At 45.3% G+C, this 19,110-nt stretch carries 15 protein-coding genes; 7 read left to right on the top strand and 8 right to left on the bottom strand.

All coding sequences use genetic code 11. The annotated features are described in order from the left end of the window. Positions 1-40: 40 nt before the first annotated feature. Positions 41-1,270 (top strand): IS256 family transposase, encoded by a 1,230-nt coding sequence (locus C3B73_RS05595; RefSeq protein ID WP_103664478.1) that lies wholly within the window; start codon positions 41-43, stop codon positions 1,268-1,270. Here C3B73_RS05595 and C3B73_RS05590 read toward each other — a convergent pair. The 3 genes from C3B73_RS05590 to C3B73_RS05580 all read right to left on the bottom strand — a co-directional run bounded on the left by C3B73_RS05590 (position 1,250) and on the right by C3B73_RS05580 (position 4,193). Beyond that, positions 1,250-2,104, bottom strand: a complete 855-nt coding sequence (locus C3B73_RS05590; RefSeq protein ID WP_103664635.1) for a GIY-YIG nuclease family protein — start codon at positions 2,102-2,104, stop codon at positions 1,250-1,252. The genes C3B73_RS05595 and C3B73_RS05590 overlap by 21 nt on opposite strands. A 245-nt stretch (positions 2,105-2,349) precedes the next feature. Next, positions 2,350-3,381 (bottom strand): glycosyltransferase family protein, encoded by a 1,032-nt coding sequence (locus C3B73_RS05585; protein ID WP_103664634.1) that lies wholly within the window; start codon positions 3,379-3,381, stop codon positions 2,350-2,352. Beyond that, on the bottom strand, positions 3,378-4,193 hold the full coding sequence (locus C3B73_RS05580; protein WP_103664637.1) for a UDP-2,3-diacylglucosamine diphosphatase: 816 nt from the start codon (positions 4,191-4,193) through the stop codon (positions 3,378-3,380). The genes C3B73_RS05585 and C3B73_RS05580 overlap by 4 nt, the downstream gene beginning before the upstream one ends. 127 nt (positions 4,194-4,320) lie before the next feature. Here C3B73_RS05580 and C3B73_RS05575 point away from each other — a divergent pair, with 127 nt between their 5' ends. After that, positions 4,321-4,764, top strand: a complete 444-nt coding sequence (locus C3B73_RS05575; protein ID WP_103664633.1) for an OsmC family protein — start codon at positions 4,321-4,323, stop codon at positions 4,762-4,764. Between the two features lie 250 nt (positions 4,765-5,014). On the opposite strand, the gene gcvP is transcribed toward C3B73_RS05575, so the two are convergent. Next, positions 5,015-7,912: an aminomethyl-transferring glycine dehydrogenase gene (gene gcvP / locus C3B73_RS05570; protein WP_103664632.1), complete on the bottom strand. Its 2,898-nt coding sequence runs from the start codon at positions 7,910-7,912 to the stop codon at positions 5,015-5,017. 218 nt (positions 7,913-8,130) lie between these two features. On the opposite strand from gcvP, the gene C3B73_RS05565 reads away from it, so the two are divergent. Together C3B73_RS05565 and C3B73_RS05560 are read left to right on the top strand one after the other, a co-directional pair. Further along, a complete protein-coding gene (locus C3B73_RS05565) occupies positions 8,131-10,119 on the top strand; it encodes an Ig-like domain-containing protein (protein ID WP_103664631.1) in 1,989 nt (662 codons plus the stop codon). Positions 10,120-10,143: 24 nt separating this feature from the next. Further along, positions 10,144-11,313: a YncE family protein gene (locus C3B73_RS05560; RefSeq protein WP_103664630.1), complete on the top strand. Its 1,170-nt coding sequence runs from the start codon at positions 10,144-10,146 to the stop codon at positions 11,311-11,313. A gap of 70 nt (positions 11,314-11,383) precedes the next feature. Here the strand turns inward: C3B73_RS05560 and C3B73_RS05555 are convergent, their stop codons facing one another. Next, entirely contained in the window at positions 11,384-12,103 is a 720-nt protein-coding gene (locus C3B73_RS05555; protein ID WP_103664629.1) for a hypothetical protein, read from the bottom strand. A gap of 134 nt (positions 12,104-12,237) precedes the next feature. Between C3B73_RS05555 and C3B73_RS05550 the strand changes: the two genes are divergently transcribed. The 3 genes from C3B73_RS05550 to C3B73_RS05540 all read left to right on the top strand — a co-directional run bounded on the left by C3B73_RS05550 (position 12,238) and on the right by C3B73_RS05540 (position 16,757). Continuing rightward, positions 12,238-13,068, top strand: coding sequence for a ZIP family metal transporter (locus C3B73_RS05550; protein ID WP_103664628.1), 831 nt, complete (start codon positions 12,238-12,240; stop codon positions 13,066-13,068). 149 nt (positions 13,069-13,217) lie between these two features. After that, positions 13,218-14,888: an energy-dependent translational throttle protein EttA gene (ettA, locus tag C3B73_RS05545; protein WP_232803020.1), complete on the top strand. Its 1,671-nt coding sequence runs from the start codon at positions 13,218-13,220 to the stop codon at positions 14,886-14,888. Between the two features lie 105 nt (positions 14,889-14,993). Beyond that, a complete protein-coding gene (locus C3B73_RS05540; RefSeq protein WP_103664627.1) occupies positions 14,994-16,757 on the top strand; it encodes a histidine kinase dimerization/phosphoacceptor domain -containing protein in 1,764 nt (587 codons plus the stop codon). On the opposite strand, the gene C3B73_RS05535 is transcribed toward C3B73_RS05540, so the two are convergent. From C3B73_RS05535 to C3B73_RS05525, 3 genes are all read right to left on the bottom strand, one after another. After that, positions 16,754-18,250 (bottom strand): PH domain-containing protein, encoded by a 1,497-nt coding sequence (locus C3B73_RS05535; protein WP_103664626.1) that lies wholly within the window; start codon positions 18,248-18,250, stop codon positions 16,754-16,756. The genes C3B73_RS05540 and C3B73_RS05535 overlap by 4 nt on opposite strands. Next, the gene (locus tag C3B73_RS05530) at positions 18,243-18,752 is read right to left on the bottom strand and encodes a PH domain-containing protein (protein ID WP_103664625.1); all 510 of its coding nucleotides are present in this window, start codon (positions 18,750-18,752) and stop codon (positions 18,243-18,245) included. Before C3B73_RS05530 ends, C3B73_RS05535 begins: the two co-directional genes overlap by 8 nt. 118 nt (positions 18,753-18,870) lie before the next feature. After that, entirely contained in the window at positions 18,871-19,047 is a 177-nt protein-coding gene (locus tag C3B73_RS05525) for a histone H1 (RefSeq protein WP_103664624.1), read from the bottom strand. Between the last annotated feature and the right edge of the window lie 63 nt (positions 19,048-19,110).

Raw genomic sequence — 19,110 nt, 5'->3', positions numbered from 1 at the left:
GAGACTGTTCAATTAAGTGTGTCATAACTAACTTAGACACATGGAACCTACAAAAAACAACAAACACCTGGATGCTTTGGTAAAACAGTTATCGGAGCAATTAACCCAGGGAAAGCCCTTAACGGGTCAGAACGGGGTATTCACGCCCCTGCTCAAACGCGTGATAGAAGCGAGTCTGGAAGGTGAGATGGATGCTCATCTGGAACAGGAGAAGGGCACGAGCTCCAATCGCCGTAATGGCCGTGGAAGCAAGAATGTGCAAAGCTCGTTGGGAGGATTTGAGATTTTTACTCCCCGTGACCGCGATGGCAGTTTTTCCCCACAAACACTCCCCAAGCGTCAGCGGCGGCTTACCAGTGATGTGGATACCAAGATTCTCTCGCTCTACAGCCGGGGCATGAGTTACCGGGATATTCAGGCTCATCTGAGCGATATGTACGGCGTAGAGGTAAGTACAGGCACGCTCAGTGCGATCACCGACCGGATTCTGCCGGAGATCCTGGACTGGCAGTCCCGGCCCTTGGATTCGGTCTATCCGGTCATGTGGCTGGATGCGATGCATTTTAAAGTACGCGAGCACGGAAAAGTCATATCCAAAGCCGTGTACTCAGTACTGGCAGTAAACACCGAAGGGGTCAAGCAGGTGCTGGGGATTTACTTTGGAGATATTGAATCGGCTAGTTTCTGGCGCAGCGTACTCCACGAATTACAAACCCGGGGTGTGGAAGACATCTTTGTGGCCTGCATCGACAACTTGTCTGGCTTCGCCGAAGCTATTGAGGACCTGTTCCCGCACACCGATGTGCAGTTATGCCTGGTGCATCAAATGCGTAACAGTCTCAAGTATGTCAACTACAAAGACTATAAGGCGGTAAGCCGGGATTTGAGGAAAGTGTATACAGCCCTGAATGAATCAGCGGCAAAGCAGTATCTGGAGCAGGCCGAACAAACCTGGGGAGCAAAATACAAGGTCATCTTTCGCAGCTGGCATAATAACTGGGATCGGCTGACTAATTTTTATAAGTATCCACCGGCACTACGCAGGGTTATTTATACCAATAACCCAATTGAAAGTTATCACCGAATGGTTCGTAAAGTAACCAAGACCAAAGGAGCATTCAGCTGCGAGAATGCTATTGTTAAACAAATCTACCTGGCCACGATAAACGCCCAAACCAAATGGAGTGGAGCTATGTTTGGATGGTCCTCGGTTCGTCGGGATTTAGTAGATTACTTTGAAGATAGATTTTTAACCCCTGACACACTTTAATGAACACTCCCGTGATGTACCATCCTCCTGCTTCCATTCTGTAAGTCCATTTGCATTTCTTCCCATCACAATTGACGCAGCTGTCGAAGGACTGCTAAAAATGTAATCTTCACCAAATATCAAACTTTCATCATTTGGAATCAGAATACCTTCATCTATCAAACTGTTTCTCATTTTGATGAAATTATCCGTCATTGAATTGACAATTGATCCTGCAGCTTTTGAATTCTTAAAAACTACAAAACCCTCAGAAGTTGCTTCACCTTCCGCATTAGTTCCTCTTACACTATCTATAAAAAACGATTGAGATTTCAAACGTTTCTTTAACTCTCTCTTTTCCTCAAATACTTTATGACCAAGAGTATTAACCATCATTTTAATATTCTCTATAAACTCTTCCATTTCTGCCTGGTCCGGTTCAGAAATAGATGATTGAGTTGGAGTTACAGAGTTGGCAACTTTATATCGATTTACACTTCGGGAAATTTCGAATAATCGATTTTCAAGATATTTAATGTGAGCCTTATTCAGATTTTCGTCTTTACTTATAAATACAATTGTCTCATTCCAAAAGTCCTTTTGGTTTAAATGTTGAACCAATCTCTTATAAATAGATTCTGCCTCCCCAATGTAAACCAGATCCTTTCCTTCCTCATCTTTTCCAAATAGTAGATACACCCCCGTACTATTTAACTCATCACGATCTGTACACTCTTTAAGCTTAATTCTTGGGATTTTGTATGCTTTTCCTGTCCAATTTGATAATTCACAGGTCATTCGACCGTTGGGATCGCCATCTATCAAAAATATCTTTATCGTTTTTCCAAAAACCATGGTTTCTTACTGATTTATCTGACTTTAATGACAGTATAACTAAAATTGCACCCACTCACATCCCCCTGAAAATGATCGGGGATCATTTTCTGTCCCTCTTCAAAGAGGGATTTTCGCCTGATCAGTAGGATTGAACTTTTGCTGATCGACTTGATAGCATCATCCCAAATTGCTAAGGATAAATCTCCCTTTGAAGGGAGACAGGTTGAGAGCTTCAGCTCAAAACCAGAGGGATGTGAGTCAGGCTACAAGGCTTGCTCCAACTTGAACTCATCCACATTTTCATGCTCCCCATTTCCTGCCTTAATGATCTTCTGCACCAGGGCTTCCTCATCCGATATCTCCGGTAAATACAATGCCTTTCCATTTTTAACCCAATCAGTCAGCTTTTTACTGAATGTTTGATCGATTCGATAAACAACCTCTCCACCAAGCTGTTTTAAAGCGGCAGCGTTGCAGAGTTGTTCGTATTGTTTTCTGATGGGCACCGTGAGGAATTTTTTACCCAGATACATTGCTTCTGAACTCGTTTCAAATCCGGTTGCGGACACAATTCCCAAACAATGTTCAATACTCTTCAAGAATGATTCCTTGCCCACGGGATTAACCCTCACATTATGCTTTTGATAGGCTGATCTGCAGGAAGGTGAAAAGATCTCCCAATTTACTTCTTTAACTGAACCGAAAATCGAAGCCAATGTTTCATGGTCGAAGGCCGGAAGGTAAACCGTCACATGTTCCCCCTGCAAAGGATTAAGATCCCGGATCTGATGTCGAATTATGGGTGGTTCGATAAAATCATCATACCTCAGATAATGTGACCCAACCGCAGCTGTGCAGGGGGCAAAATGCTTCATGACCTGTTCTGCCACCGGTGATCGTTTGTCTGTCCGTGGCACCTTTTCCGATAAAAACGATGCCTGATGACTGATGGCCACGCAAGGTACACCTGCTTTTTTTGCGGCCCAGGCGGTCACCGGCTCAAAATCATTCACGACAAAATCGTAATCTTCAACCTTCAGTTTTTGAATATCCTGAATGAACCTGACCGGATTCAAGCCTAATGCTGTTCCCAGAAGATCCACACTTCCCCTATGATCGTAAGTGAGGCTCAACCCACGTGCTGTAAAATCTACCGGACCATCGATTGACATATTGTAATTGTACCCACTGATCAGGACGTCCACTTCGGCATATTCCCGAAGCTTGGGTAACACCACCCTTGCCCGACTGATGTGCCCATGTCCGGTTCCCTGAATGCCGTATAAAATTCTCATCCGATCATCACCCTTTGATCAAACGTGTGGCTCTTCATCAAAAGGTTCATTCTTGGGCTCTCCTGTAATATTTTATCTTCGCTGTAACGATATAGACTCCACTCGGCTCCGTCATATTCCAGACACGTCAGATTCTCAACCCAATCGCCCGAATTCAGATAGATCACCGATCCCTTATCATTCTCATACCCTCTTATCTTCGGTTGATGAATGTGCCCACAGATCACGTAATCATAACCTTCCTCGATGGCCAGTTCCATGGCCGTGACTTCAAAATCATCGATAAAATTCACGGCTTGCTTCACACTGTCCTTGATCTTTTTAGACAAGGAAAACTTTCCATACCCCATTTTTTCTGATAGATTGTTCATCCATCGGTTCAGTAAAATAAGCAGCTCATACCCTTTTCCGCCTAACTTGGCCACCCACTTACTGTGTTTCATGGTGATGTCAAAAATGTCTCCATGGAAGATCCAGACGCTTTCCCCATTCATTTCCAGCACCAGTTTATCCCGTATGAAAAGTGGTCCCAGTTGCAGGCTTGAGATCTTTCGTAAGGTTTCGTCGTGGTTACCCGTCAGATAATAGATATCAACCCCGTTGGTCATCATGGTGATGAGGGTTCTGATCACATGCATATGGGATTCCGGCCAGTAGTATTTCTTGAAATTCCACATGTCGATGAAGTCCCCATTCAGAACCACTCGCTTTGGATCAATGGAATTCAGATATTGAACCAGTTCAACCGCATGACAGCCAACGGTTCCCAGATGAATATCAGATAAAACAACGGTATCAAGTGAACGCTTCATAGCCATGGGATAGATGATTGATGGTAAATATCCACATCCTATGTTATCCCGGCTTTTAGTAAGCGTTAAACATTGGTTACCAATGTGTTACGAAATTGTAAATCAGCATTCTAACCACACCTAAAATATGAGCGAGAAAAAGATCGTACACGTACACCTGCCAAAAGATGAAACCTATAAGACCACGCTGAGTGCAGGTAAACACGAACTGATTGCCGATGAACCGGAAAGCGTTAAGGGGGGAACCGATGCCGGCCCTGATCCCTATGATTATTTATTAATGGGATTGGGTTCCTGCACCCTGATGACGGTAAAAATGTATGCTGAGCGTAAGGGCTGGGAACTGGATGATATGTACCTGGAGTTGCGCCACAACAAACGGCATGCGGATGATTGCAGGGAGTGTGATGACCCAAAAAGCAAGATCGACCACATTGAAAAGGAGCTGATCGTTAAAGGAGACCTGACGCAGGAACAGTTAGATAAGCTGCTGGAGATCTCTAAGAAATGTCCGGTTCACCGAACACTCATGAGTGATATCACGATCGAGAGTAGCCTGAGCACTTCCTGAGTTCGTTACGACGCAGAGCGTCTTAACGAGGGGTTGAATGATATTTCATTCGAACTCAAACCTTGGCATTTATCCTCGTGCCTACGCTCTGCGTTGGCACGTTGAGTTAGTGAGGTCCTTGCAACCTTGTAACCACGTCTTCGTCTGACGGCTTTGAGCCCGTCTGACGAATGTTTGGTTGTGAAATCACTTCGTTTGCCTCGTTAAGACGCTCTGCGCCTGCCTCGTCGGCAGGCAGGTTCAATATTCGTTATTCGATAACTTCGATCCCTTCTTCGTAAGCCTCCATTGGGATGCAGGCACACACCAGGTTTCTGTCGCCATAAGCATCATCTACTCGTGATACTGCCGGCCAGAGTTTATCGTATCTCAACTCTTCAAGCGGGAAGGCACCTTTTTCACGCGGATAGCTTCGGGTCCATTCATCTGCTACCATTACTCTCTGCGTGTGTGGCGCATGCTTAAGTACGTTATCTTCCTTATCGGCCATGCCATCCTCGATCTCCTGTATCTCCTTCCGGATGGAGATCATGGCTTCACAGAATCTGTCCAGCTCCTCGATCGACTCACTTTCTGTCGGCTCGATCATGAGGGTTCCGGGAACCGGGAAACTCATGGTTGGGGCATGGAATCCGTAATCCATTAACCTTTTAGCCACATCCACCGATTCAATGCCGGCTGATTGCTTGAATGGACGCAGATCCACAATGAACTCATGGGCCGAACGACCGGTCATGCCGGTGTACAGGATCTCATAATGATCTTTGAGGCGATCCTTCAGATAATTCGCGTTCAGGATTGCAAATCGTGTGGCATCGGTCAGACCATCTCCGCCCATCATTCTGATGTAGGCATAGGAGATCGTCAGAATACTGGCGCTACCCCACGGTGCAGCCGAAATAGCCGTCACCCCTTTATCACCGCCTGTTTTAATTACAGAATGTGAAGGCAGGAAGGGCACCAGATGTTCTGCCACACCGATCGGCCCCATACCGGGTCCACCGCCACCGTGTGGAATACAGAAGGTCTTGTGTAAGTTCAGGTGACAGACATCAGCCCCGATCTCACCCGGACTGGTTAAGCCAACCTGTGCATTCATATTCGCACCATCCATATAAACCTGTCCGCCATGCTGGTGAATGATCTCACAGAAATCCTTCACTTTATGTTCAAATACTCCGTGTGTGGAAGGATAAGTGATCATCAGAGCTGCCAGCCGGTCGCTGTATTTTTCCGCTTTTGCCTTAAGGTCATCGTAGGAAATATTGCCATGATCATCCGTATCAACCACTACCACATCCATACCGGCCATAACCGCACTGGCAGGATTTGTACCGTGAGCCGAGGATGGGATCAGGGCTACATCGCGGTGATCATCCCCATTGGCATGATGGTAAGCACGGATCGTCATCAATCCGGCGTACTCACCCTGCGCCCCGGAATTTGGTTGAAGAGACATACCGGCAAATCCGGTTATCTCACACAACCAGTCACTAAGTTCGTCGAACAGTTGGGTGTACCCTTTGGCTTGTTTCCGTGGTGCAAACGGATGGATCTGACCAAATTCCGGCCAGGTCACAGGGATCATTTCTGCGGTAGCGTTCAACTTCATTGTGCAGGAACCGAGAGAGATCATGGAGTGAACCAAAGACAGGTCTTTGTTCTCCAATCGCTTCATGTACCGCAGCATTTCATGCTCGGAATGGTACAAATGGAACACCGGATGTTCCATAAAATCGGTCGTTCTTTTCAGCTCATCCGGAAACTCGACCTTGGTGTTCTCAGCTTCAGCGAATACATCAAAGGAAGTATCCTTACCAAGCGCTTCTGCAAAAATATTGAGTACCAGTTCAGCATCTTCCAGGTGTTTGGCCTCATCAAATGAGATACCGATGGTTGCTTCATCCACAAAACGGAAATTCACCTCATGCTTTTCAGCGATCGCACGAACTTTGTCTGAATCTGCTTTTACCGTGATGGTGTCAAAGAAATTGTCTGTCATAACCTCCACACCCATCGCTTCCAGACCCTTTTTGGTCAGTTTGGTCAGCCCATGCACTTTAGAGGCGATCTTCTTCAACCCCTCGGGGCCATGATACACGGCATACATTCCGGCGATCACGGCAAGAAGAACCTGAGCGGTACAAATATTGGAGGTCGCTTTCTCGCGACGGATATGCTGCTCACGTGTTTGAAGAGCCATACGATAGGCCGGCTTCCCTTCGGCATCCTGGGTTACTCCAATAATACGGCCCGGGATCTTGCGCTGAAATTTTTCCTGAGTAGCAAAATAGGCTGCATGCGGTCCGCCATAGCCCATAGGGACTCCAAAGCGCTGTGAGGAGCCAACCACAACATCTGCTCCCATCTCTCCCGGTGCTTTCAGTAAGGTAAGGCTAAGCAGGTCGGCAGCTACCACAGCATAAACATCGTTTTCGTGAGCAGCGGTAATGAGGTTCGTGTAGTCTTCAACCGAACCGTCAGTTGCAGGATACTGAAGCAGTACACCAAACAATGTTGGATCCGTAACATCCAGCTTTTTGTGATCGCCAACTACGATCTTTACATCGATCGGTTCAGCCCGTGTCTGAAGTACTTCAATGGTTTGAGGATGACAAGCTTCCGAGACAAAAAATACATCCGCTTCTTTTCGCTTTTTACCTTTACGCTGCCCGTACAACATGCTCATGGCTTCAGCAGCAGCGGTTCCTTCGTCCAATAATGAAGCATTGGCCAGCTCCATCCCCGTCAGGTCGGTAACCACGGTCTGGAAATTGATCAATGCCTCTAGCCGACCCTGTGCGATCTCAGCCTGATATGGCGTATAAGCCGTATACCAGCCCGGATTCTCAAGAATATTCCGTTTGATTACATTGGGCATGTAGGTATCATAATACCCCATCCCGATAAACGATTTAAAGATCTTATTCTTCTCAGCCAGTTTTTTGAATTCATTCAGAAAGTCAGCCTCACTCAACGACTCCGGTAATTCCAATGGTTTTTTCAGCCGGATGCCTTCAGGAATGGTCTCATCGATCAGCTTGTCCAGCGAATCAGCTTCAATAACCTCCAGCATTTTTTGAGTTGATTCCTGATCGGGTCCATTGTGTCGGTGAGCAAATACTTCTCGGTCGAAATTGATGTTCATTTAGGCTAAAACGTGAGGTTAGAAATTTAAAAATGAAACACTGAATTGCCGTCCTTCATTTCCAGAAAACAGCTTAACATTCGGATTCTGTAAAATAAGGAAAAAGCGCTTCAAAAAGGCATCATTTAGCTCTTCAATTAATTCAGTTTGTCATTTTTTTTTGATTTATTAGTGCTCTAATCAAAATCAGTATTTCCGCTAATTAATTTTATCAAATCATGGGAAAAGCACTAAAACTTTTAGTCGCCGTCTTGCTTTTGAGCACCGGTAACATCTTTGCACAGGATGCAAACACATTAAAAATTGTAATTGAACCCGATCCCGTTGTCGTAGAAGTTGGATCTGAGCTTCAGTTGTCAGCAAAATTAGTGAATGCACAGGGGCAGGCCTTACCCGACACCGTGCTATTCTTTTCCAGAAATGGGGCCGACCTGGAAGTTTCTCGTGAAGGATTCGTTAAAGCCAATAAACCCGGCAACTATACGGTCATAGCCATGAGATCCGGTCCGCGTGAAGAGCGGGTTACCAGAAACTTTGAGATCGAGGTTCCCTATCCACCTATCGCTGAGGTAGCTTTTAAGCAGGTTCCGGAAAATGTGTATGCAAAAACAACCATCGATCTGCACGTCGAGGTAACCGATGAAATGGACCTCATCAGAGAAGATCCTGATGTCACCTTCCGCAGCAGCAATGAATCGGTGGCAACGGTAAGCCATGGAAAACTGCTGGCTCTAAAGCCCGGTAATGTTCGGGTTACAGCAACCTCTGAAAGTAAATCTGCTACCCTTAATCTGAATATCAAAGCCAATCCGGCTCAAACCATTGAGATCGCAAACACTGAAACCAGCATCAGAACCGGTGATGTGATCACCCTGAATGCTACAGCCAAAGCGGCTAACGGTAGAACTGTTGATGCACCGATCACGTACTCATTTGTGGCCCAACCGGATGATAACCTGGGTCAGGGTGCCGAGGGACAGATCAACCAAAAAGGAAAATTTGTAGCAAACGTACCGGGTACGTTTATTTTAAGTGCGCGATCCGGAGATGCTGTAACCGATCAGGTAATCAGAGTACGCGAACGTAATGTAGCAAAAGATGTAGAGCTGCTTGGCCATGCTGAAGTGCTTGACGTACACACATCCGACCTTTGGGTCTGGGAAGGTGTGGATGGCCGCGATTATGCCATTACCGGAACCTGGGGAGCTAACGGTGATACCTACTTCTGGGATGTGACCGACCCAACAAATATGGTGGCTGTGGATACCGTTCGGGTTGACGCTCGTACCGTGAATGATGTAAAGATCTCGGAAGACGGTACCATTGGAGTACTCACCCGCGAGGGCGCATCAAACCGTAAGAACGGTATTGTCATTTTGGATGTATCTGATCCACGAAATGTGAGTGTGATCTCAGAATATACCGATGGTCTGACCGGTGGGGTTCACAACGCATTTATTTACGAAGACCACGTTTATGCGGTTAACAACGGTCGCCGGTATGATATCATCAATATTGAAGATCCGGCCAACCCATATACAGTTGGGCGTTTTGAACTGGATACTCCGGGCCATTCTATTCACGATGTGTGGATCGAGGACGGTATCGCATACTCCAGTAACTGGAAAGATGGGGTGGTTGCCGTTGACATAGGAAGCCGTAACAGCGAACTGGCCGATGCCGGAGGATCCCCTGAAAACCCGGTGATGCTTGGAAGCTATACCTACCCAAGCGGAAGAAATCACGCAGCCTTCCCTTTCAAAAGCGAATCTACGGGCGACTTTTACGTCATTGCCGGTGACGAATCATTCCCATACGGATTGCCAACACGAAATAATCCGGTTGCCGCTGCAGGATGGATCCACTTCATCAAGTTTGATGGTTGGGGAAATCCGGATGAAGTAGCCCGATATCAGGTTCCTGAAGCCGGTACTCACAACTTCTGGGTGGTTGGTGATGTACTTTACGTGGCCTACTACAATGGCGGACTTCGTATCGTTGATATTTCCGGTGAATTGATGGGGAACCTGTACGATCAGGGACGTGAGATCGCTAAATTTGAGCCAACTCACGCCGATGCCCTGGTACCAAATGCTCCTTTTACATGGGGACCTCAACCTTATAAAGGTAACATCTTTATGTCTGACTGGAATTCCGGATTGTGGTCGATCAAACTGGTAGATAAACCACAGCAGGGAACCAACTAATATTCTAACAAGAGATTAAGTACCATGCATTTTAAGAGAGCATTACAGGCAATTCTGATCGGAGGACTCCTCAGCTGGGGAGCTTCTGATCTGTTTGCTCAGGATTATTACTTGTACGTTGCCGCTGAATCTGACGATCAGGTTCACCTGGTTCATTTTGACGGAAATTCACAGCAAGGCTCGATCGCTGAGACCATTGATGTGGGAACCTGGCCACAGGAAAATGAAGGTCCCCATGGCCTTAATATTTCACCTGATGGTAACTATTGGTTTGTAAGCATCGCGCACGGCATGCCATACGGTTCCCTTTGGAAATACGAAACAGGAACCAACGAGTATGTGGATGAAGTTGAACTTGGACTCTTTCCGGCCACTATGGATATTTCATCCAGTACCGGGTTGCTCTATATCGTAAACTTCAACTTGCATGGCGATATGGAGCCTAGCACGGTATCGGTTGTTGAACCTGAAACTATGATGCGGCTTGATGATATTGAGACCGGGATCATGCCCCACGGTTCACGCATTTCAGATGATGGAACCCGGCAGTATCATGTATCCATGATGACCGATGAGCTCATTGAGATCGATACCAAAATGCTGGAAGTATCACGCCGACTCAAACTCGGTAAAGATGCCAATAACAGTGCCCATAATATGCACACCGGTTCTGAGATGAACCACTCAAACATGGATCATGGTGACGGTGATATGGATCACAGCAATATGGATCATGACAGCATGGAGCATAACCCGGTGGAAAAACCGACATGGGCTGATCCCCACCCAACCAAACCCCTTGTTTATATTGCAGGGAATGGCTCAGATGAGATTCTCGAAGTGGATACCGGGAAGTGGGAAGTCACCAAACGATGGAGCAGTGGAAAAGCTCCCTACAACCTCGAAGTAACTCACGATGGAAAACTGCTGGTTGTGACCTATAAAGGTGAAGGGGCAACCGGGATCTGGGATCTTGAGTCAGGACAGGAACTGGCAAAGATCCCTAACAGCAGAAAAGTAAGCCATGGTGTTACGATCTCACCGGATGACAAATTTGCCTTTATATCAGTTGAGGGCATTGGCGGTGAACCGGGGTCTGTTGATATTATCAACCTTGAAACACTCCAACGCGTGGATGTGGTTGAAACCGGAAAACAAGCAGGTGGCATCATCTTCTGGAAAATGGACAGATGATCTAGCTGATCTGAATCATACCGAACATCACTTTTACCAAAAGCCGGGACAGATCATTTGTTCCGGCTTTTTATTTGAGTGAAATAACATGGCTAACACTGTTATCCTTCTCATTTTCACTTGCGATCGTATCCTTATCAAGTGGTTCGATCCTGTAACCCAACTTTTCGGCCATACCTGTGATCAGTGTCTCAAGGCGGCCTTTATCCGTGTTGAATTTCACCAGGGCCGAACCCGTTCTGATATCGATCTTTTTGGCAGCCCGGCCGATCATATCCGCGCACCTGACAACTTCTGCCCCACTATAACTTTCCTTTTCCGAAAGCGGGCTGGGTTTAAAGGTTTTTTTATGCACACTTAACGACCTGATCTCACCGGTTTCATCATCCTGCTGAAGCCATTCGATCTTGTGGTCAACATCCTTCACGTAATAGGCCAGGTATCGGGGCTTTTCACTTTCAATGTGAAAGCTGAATTCTGAAACCCAGACTTGTTTTACTTCCTCCATAGGGATGTCAAACCAAACGCCCCCCTCTTCAACTGACCAAACCAGTCGGTCATCAGTACTTTTCCTTTTGTCCCTTATCAAACTCAATGAGTTATTAAAAGCATCGGTCAGTTCGGTGATACCGGATTCGGGAAGTACTCTCAATTTTGGGGTATCATCTTCAGCCTTAACAAAATCCGGAGCGTCATTTTCGAATGTACATACTACACTGCTGATCCTTACAAATATGCGTATAAGTCCACTTTCAATCGGATCTTCAAATGCTCTTAGATCTTTGCTCATTCCCAAATTTTTTCTGTAGAATTCATGCCAAGTTAGTAAAATTATTTCCTGTATAGTAATAGCCAAAATTTTATATATTTAGCCAAGGCTAAATTTAATATATGTTATATCAAATAATTACAAATTGAATCTCTATGGAATTTATCCCTGACTGGTTTCTCAACCTTAGCCCTATCACACAGGCACTCATTGGAGGCCTTTTCACCTGGGGTGTAACTTCTCTTGGTGCGGCCTTGGTGTTCCTCACCAAGACCATTAATTACAAAGTGCTGGATGGAATGATGGGTTTTGCAGCCGGCGTTATGATCGCAGCCAGTGTATGGTCACTGATCATACCCGGTATTGATCTCGCAGAAGCCCAGGATATGATCGGGTGGATACCTGCTGCTGTCGGTTTTTTACTTGGTGGTTTGTTCCTAAGGATCTGTGATGCCTACATTCCCCACCTTCACATTGGCCTGCCCCGTGACGAAGCAGAGGGAGTGGACACTAAATGGAAACGCGCCACCCTGCTCGTGCTGGCCATCACCCTTCACAATATTCCGGAAGGACTTGCCATCGGGGTTCTGTTTGGAGCCGCCAGCCTTGGATTGGAACTGGATGGAGGAGCCACTGTGGTGGGTGCTGTTGCCCTCGCTATCGGGATCGGGATTCAAAATTTCCCTGAGGGGGTTGCCATATCAATGCCTTTGCGCAGGGATGGAGTCAGCCGGTTAAAAAGTTTCAACTACGGACAATTATCCGCAATTGTTGAACCGGTAGCCGCGGTGATCGGAGCTGCAGCCGTGATCTACATAACTCCTGTGCTGCCTTACGCCCTTTCTTTTGCGGCAGGTGCAATGATCTACGTGGTGGTGGAGGAATTAATTCCTGAAAGCCAACAGCACGGTAATGCTGATCTGGCCACTTTAGGTCTTATGGTTGGTTTTGTGGTCATGATGGTGCTGGATGTATCATTGGGCTGATCTTTGATGATCGACCACATTGAGCAGGATCTTTCATATAGGTTCTGCTTAATTCCTTAACTGCTTTCCACGGTTAAAAATGCCTTCCTAAAATCGGTACGCATTTCGTACCTTTATCCCCTTTCATATTCACATAAAATCTTACTCCATTGAGCGATAACAAGATCATATTTTCCATGGTTGGGGTTTCCAAGACCTATAAACCTAATAAAACAGTTTTAAAAGATATCTACCTCTCATTTTTCTATGGGGCCAAGATCGGTGTTCTTGGTCTTAACGGTGCCGGTAAATCGACCCTCTTGCGCATTATTGCCGGTGAGGATCAGAATTACCAGGGTGATATCAGTTTTCAAAAGGGCATCACCTTTGGATATCTCTCCCAGGAACCGAAACTGGATCCTTCAAAAACGGTGAAAGAGATCGTTGAGGAAGGCGTACAGGAAACCATGGATCTGCTTAAAGAATATGAATCCATTAATGCTCAGTTCAGTGATCCGGATGCGGATTTTGAAAAACTGATCGAGAAGCAGGCCAAACTGCAAGAAAAGATCGATCAGATCGATGCATGGGATATTGACAGCAAACTGGAACAGGCTATGGATGCCCTCAGGTGCCCTCCCGGAGATACCTCCGTTGAAGTGCTTTCCGGTGGTGAAGCCCGGCGTGTTGCTCTTTGCCGGCTTCTTCTGAAAAAACCGGATGTGCTTTTATTAGATGAGCCTACTAACCACCTTGATGCTGAATCCGTCCTCTGGCTGGAGCAGCATTTGGCACGCTATGAGGGAACCGTGATCGCTGTAACTCACGATCGTTACTTCCTCGACAATGTAGCCGGCTGGATCCTGGAACTGGATCGAGGGGAAGGCATTCCATTCGAAGGAAACTACAGCTCATGGCTGGAACAGAAATCCAAGCGTCTTGCACAGGAAGAGAAAGAAGAATCCAAACGACAAAAAACCCTGAAGCAGGAACTTGAATGGATCCAGCAGAACCCCAAAGGGCGCCGGGCCAAGAGTAAAGCCCGTATCAACAAATACGAGGAAATGCTTTCTGAGGAACATGAAAAGCGCCGGGATGATATGGAGATATTCATTCCTGCTGGACCCCGCCTCGGTGATAAAGTGATCGTGGCCGATCATGTATCCAAAGGTTTTGAAGACCGGTTGTTGATCGAAGACATGGACTTTCAGCTGCCTCCGGGTGGTATTGTTGGGGTTATCGGACCGAATGGCGCAGGTAAAACCACCCTGTTTAAGATGATCACCGGAGAAGAGGCACCGGATAAAGGTACACTTGTGACCGGCGATACCGTAAAACTCGGATATATCGACCAAAAACGACCACTGGATCCTGATAAAACGATCTGGGAAGAGATCTCAGGAGGTCATGATACCATCAAACTCGGCAACAGAGAGGTTAACTCCCGTGCCTACGTCGCCCGGTTTAACTTCAGTGGCAGTGATCAGCAGAAGAAGGTCACTGAACTGTCCGGTGGAGAACGCAACCGTGTTCACCTGGCAAAAATGCTGAAAGAAGGGGCCAATGTACTGTTATTGGATGAACCTACGAATGACCTTGACGTTAACACCCTGCGTGCCCTCGAGGAAGCTCTATTGGAGTTTGCCGGGTGCGCTGTAGTGATCTCGCATGATCGCTGGTTCCTTGATCGTATTGCCACCCACATACTGGCGTTTGAAGGGAATTCCCAGGTCTACTGGTTCGAGGGTAACTTCGAAGAGTATGAGGAGAACAAGAAACAGCGGCTTGGTATTACAGATGATCAGCCACATCGGATCAAGTACAAAAAACTTATGCGTTGATCTAATTCTCAATTAACATTCACTTTTATAAAAACTACTATTGCGATTTTTATTTCGTTAAATAGTAGTTTATAATTTGATTCATATCATATATTCTAAATATACATGAACATAAGTGGGGAAAAAGAACGAATGATCGGTAATGGCAGGATCTTCGGTGTGGTAGCATTCGGCTTGCTATGTGCGCTATTACTTATATTTGTTGTGAATTTATCGATCAACACTTCTTCCGGTGTTCGCGGCTATGTTGCCGGAGAGGGCTATTGGGCTAAGGCTCAAAAAGAAGCCGCCTTACATCTCAGCAATTATATAATAACTGAGGATCCTGCAAAATATGAACACTTCAAAAGTGTACTTCGGGTCATTGAGGGAGATAGGATCGGTCGTGAAGAACTTCAGAAAGACGATTTCGACTACGACGTTGCCTACGAAGGTTTTATAACCGGTAAAAACCACCCGGACGATGTTGATGACATGATCAACCTTCTTCGAAGATTTCAGGGTTTCTCTCATGTGAATGAAGCGATCGAAACGTGGCCAGCGGGTGATGAAAAAATTGGGGAATTAAGAAAATTTGCAGCAGACATCCATTCCGTTATCCAAAACAGTGATACTGTTTCATTGGTACAGAAAACACGCTGGATGGAAAACCTCGAAACCCTGGATCATGAATTGACCGATCTTGAATACAGCTTTTCTCTTGCTATGGGAAACATGGCTCGTTTGATCAATGAGATCTTACGATGGAGCACCATCTCACTTGGACTCATTCTGATATTTATTGGGGTCTGGATCACTTTACGCTTTTATCAATCCACCCAGACCTATACAAAGCTAATAAAGGAAAGTGAGGAACAGCTCAAAAATATTCTTGATAACTCTAAAGACTTCCTCTACAAATTAAACCTGAAAACCAGATCCTATGAATTCGTTAGTCCGGGTGTTTACGATATGCTTGGATATGAAAAACAGGTCTATATTGAAGGAGGGATACCCTTTGTTCTATCGATCACTCACCCTGATGATCTAAAACGAATGAATAGAGAAATAGAAAAATATGATGAACTTAGTTCTAAGGACTTTTTATCGGAAACCCAGTTCAGGCTCCAAACCAAGAGCGGTGAATACAAATGGGTTAGTAATGTACGGTCATTAATTCATGATGAGCAGGGAAATGCAACCGCAATTGTTGGAGTCGTAAGGGATATTTCGACTCAAAAACAACAAGAAAGAACCATAAAAGAATCTTTAAAGGAAAAGGAACTCTTACTGAAGGAGATCCACCATAGGGTAAAGAATAATCTCGCGATCATTTCCAGTCTTCTTGAGCTGCAAAAAGAGGGGGTCAGCGAAGACGTACAAAATATGCTCTCTTCCAGTCAGGCACGTATCAAATCGATCGCAAAGGTTCATGAAAAGCTTTACGAATCTACCACTCTTTCAGATATCAACCTGAATACCTACATCTCTGAAATAACTGAAGAAATTAAACGAGCCTATCTGTCTGATAACAGAAACATTGATATACAAATGGATCTTGCTCCATTGACCGTAGATATCAACAGTGCCATTCCTATCGGTTTGATACTGAATGAACTCATCAATAATGCCTATAAACATGCCTTTAACGGGCTGAACTCAGGTACCTTAAAAGTGTTATTAAATGTAATAAATGATAAGGTGGAATTATCTATAGAAAGTGACGGGAACAAGATGGATAAGAACTTCGACATCAATGATTCCGACTCTTTGGGAATGACACTCATCGAAGTACTGGTACAGCGCATTGATGGTCAGCTTGATATCAGTCAGGATGAATGGACCAGGTTTAAGATCACCTTTAACCTCAAACAAGAAATGGTTTCTTAAAAGTGTGATCCTGCCTGATCGGAATTGATCATCTCTTCCACTGCATCATCCGGTTCAGTTACACTTACATTTCCGGCCACCCAATTATAAACCTGCATACAGTCGTCTTTGTCAAGGTCATCAACCTCAAAGTTCATACCTCCCGCGCCTGATGCCACCGTTGTGGACAGACTATACACCTGCTTCCTCTTTTGAAACGGATTCTGGGAGAGTTCCACATTCTGCACGCGGATCCGTTTAGAGATCGCAGTGGTCCTTGAAATATTTCTGAACCTTGAGCGGATATACTCTTCGTTAATACCTATAGCGGCATCTCTGTAACGCAGCCAACCCAAAAAGCCCATTACCGGTAACATCAAACCAAGTAACCAACCATAGTCCAGCAAAAACCACACGATCGGTAAAACTAAAAGTATCAGGTATGCAGGCCGTCTGATGTAACGGAATTTAACTTTGGGTTGTGGAGTCATCTCGTAGTCCGGTTCCTGATATTCCGGGAGAAAATCACTCAAAAATGTGCTGAATGCATCAGCAGCCAAATATGGAGCGATCACAATAGAACGGTCTTTTTGAGTCTGATTGAACCCGGCACTTTCCACATAAACCATGCCGTATCCAAAAGGCTGACGGATCACTCCTTCCACAAATCGTACCGCCTGTATTCTATCAAAGGGTATTGTGATATGCTTCCTTTCAATAAGTCCACTAGTGATAATGAGCTCCTTCTTTGTTTTTTGAAGGCGAAAATCTGAGTAATTGAAGATCACGCCAAGAAATGATAGTGTCCATGAGACCACGATGATAGCTACAACCACCATTATGATCATTGTCACATTGTTGAAACCCGGTAGTATTTCATACAAATACTCTATCGTTTCTTCATTTATCACCTCATTAAGCTGACCGGACACCGCACCAAGTATAGAAGCGATCAAACCAAAATTTCCTGAGGTAAAGGCCGCATAAACCAGATCTTTGTTTGGCAATTTCCAGGTATCAAGAATTTCTTCTTCTTCCTGCTCATCAGTAAAACCATCTTCGGCTTCAGCCGACACCGGTCCATTTTTCTTCCGCAATTCCGTTCTGAGTGCTTCCGCTTCCTCCCGGGTGATCGCACTGATCGTAGCCGATTCCGTTCCCCCGCCGGCCGTTTTGATCTCCACCTTCACCAAGCCAAACAGTCGCTGTATCAAACCCTCAGTGATGTCTATTACCTGAATTCTGTCTTTTGACATGTAGATGTTATTTTTAACAAATACCCCCTTCCGGATTTGTAGTTCATCATCCTTTACCCTATACCGGAAGACCCACCAGCCGAATACCCCTGCAAACAGGGATAAACCAAGAGCGGCTGCCAGGAAATACAAAAAATACCCTTCTGTGTTGGAAGTCCCTATAAAGAACAGAATGATGAGCGTAATAAAATTCTGTTTAATGGTTTCAAAAACCTGAGAAACGGCAGCTACCGGGTGTTGTTTCTTGAAATCAGACATCACCTTTCACTTTTCTCACCAGGGTTGAGATGGTATTTCGCAATTCATTGGCCGTTTCATCATCAAGAGCGGGAATCTCGTGTGTCGTTGCTGCCGTGGATATGGTTACAGATGATAGACCAAATTTTCTGTACACGGGCCCCTGTCGCGTATCCACATGCTGAACACGATTGATCGGAACCAGTGTTCGCTTCTTGATTATGATCCCTCTTAGCAGATCGATCTCTTTTTCCGAAACATCATATTTCCATCGTTGCCAGCGTAACTTTGGATAAATCAATCCTATCAGCAGATACATAAATAATCCACCTATCAACAATAGCGAAAACACGAACCAATCGATCCCCTGATACCATTTTACTTCCGTATTGACGGTACCACCAATGGAAAGAACCACAAAGAACACTAATGGGATAAACCAAACCAGCCCAACGATAAGTGCATTGACAGTCCATGCCTTGGTCGCATTTTTGTGAATTCTTTGGGAGGGTTCTGTCTGCATAGGTCAACGTTCCTTGTTTTTACTAAAGGTAGAAACTACGTGCTTTTAAAAAAATTTATGGCATAAAAAAAGCCACACAATGGTGGCTTTTTTTTAAAAACTACGTAATTGTAGAATATTACATTTCGTTTTTCTTAGCCTGAATTTCCTGACGAATTTCGTGGGCCATGTTTTTAAGAGTCATCAGATGCTTACGAGCCCGGGTTCCGGCTGCTTTGTTTCCTTTCTCATAAAACTTCTGCATGTCAACTTGTAATTCTTCAACTACGTTGTTGATGTCGTCCATTCTACTCATGTGTGTACTCCTTTAAATTATATTTTGGTTAAGAGCATTTATCTCAACGAAAAACACCCGCTA

The sequence above is a fragment of the Gracilimonas amylolytica genome, from assembly GCF_002911695.1.
GTDB lineage: Bacteria > Bacteroidota > Rhodothermia > Balneolales > Balneolaceae > Gracilimonas > Gracilimonas amylolytica.
This window is presented reverse-complemented; position numbering and strand designations above follow the sequence as displayed.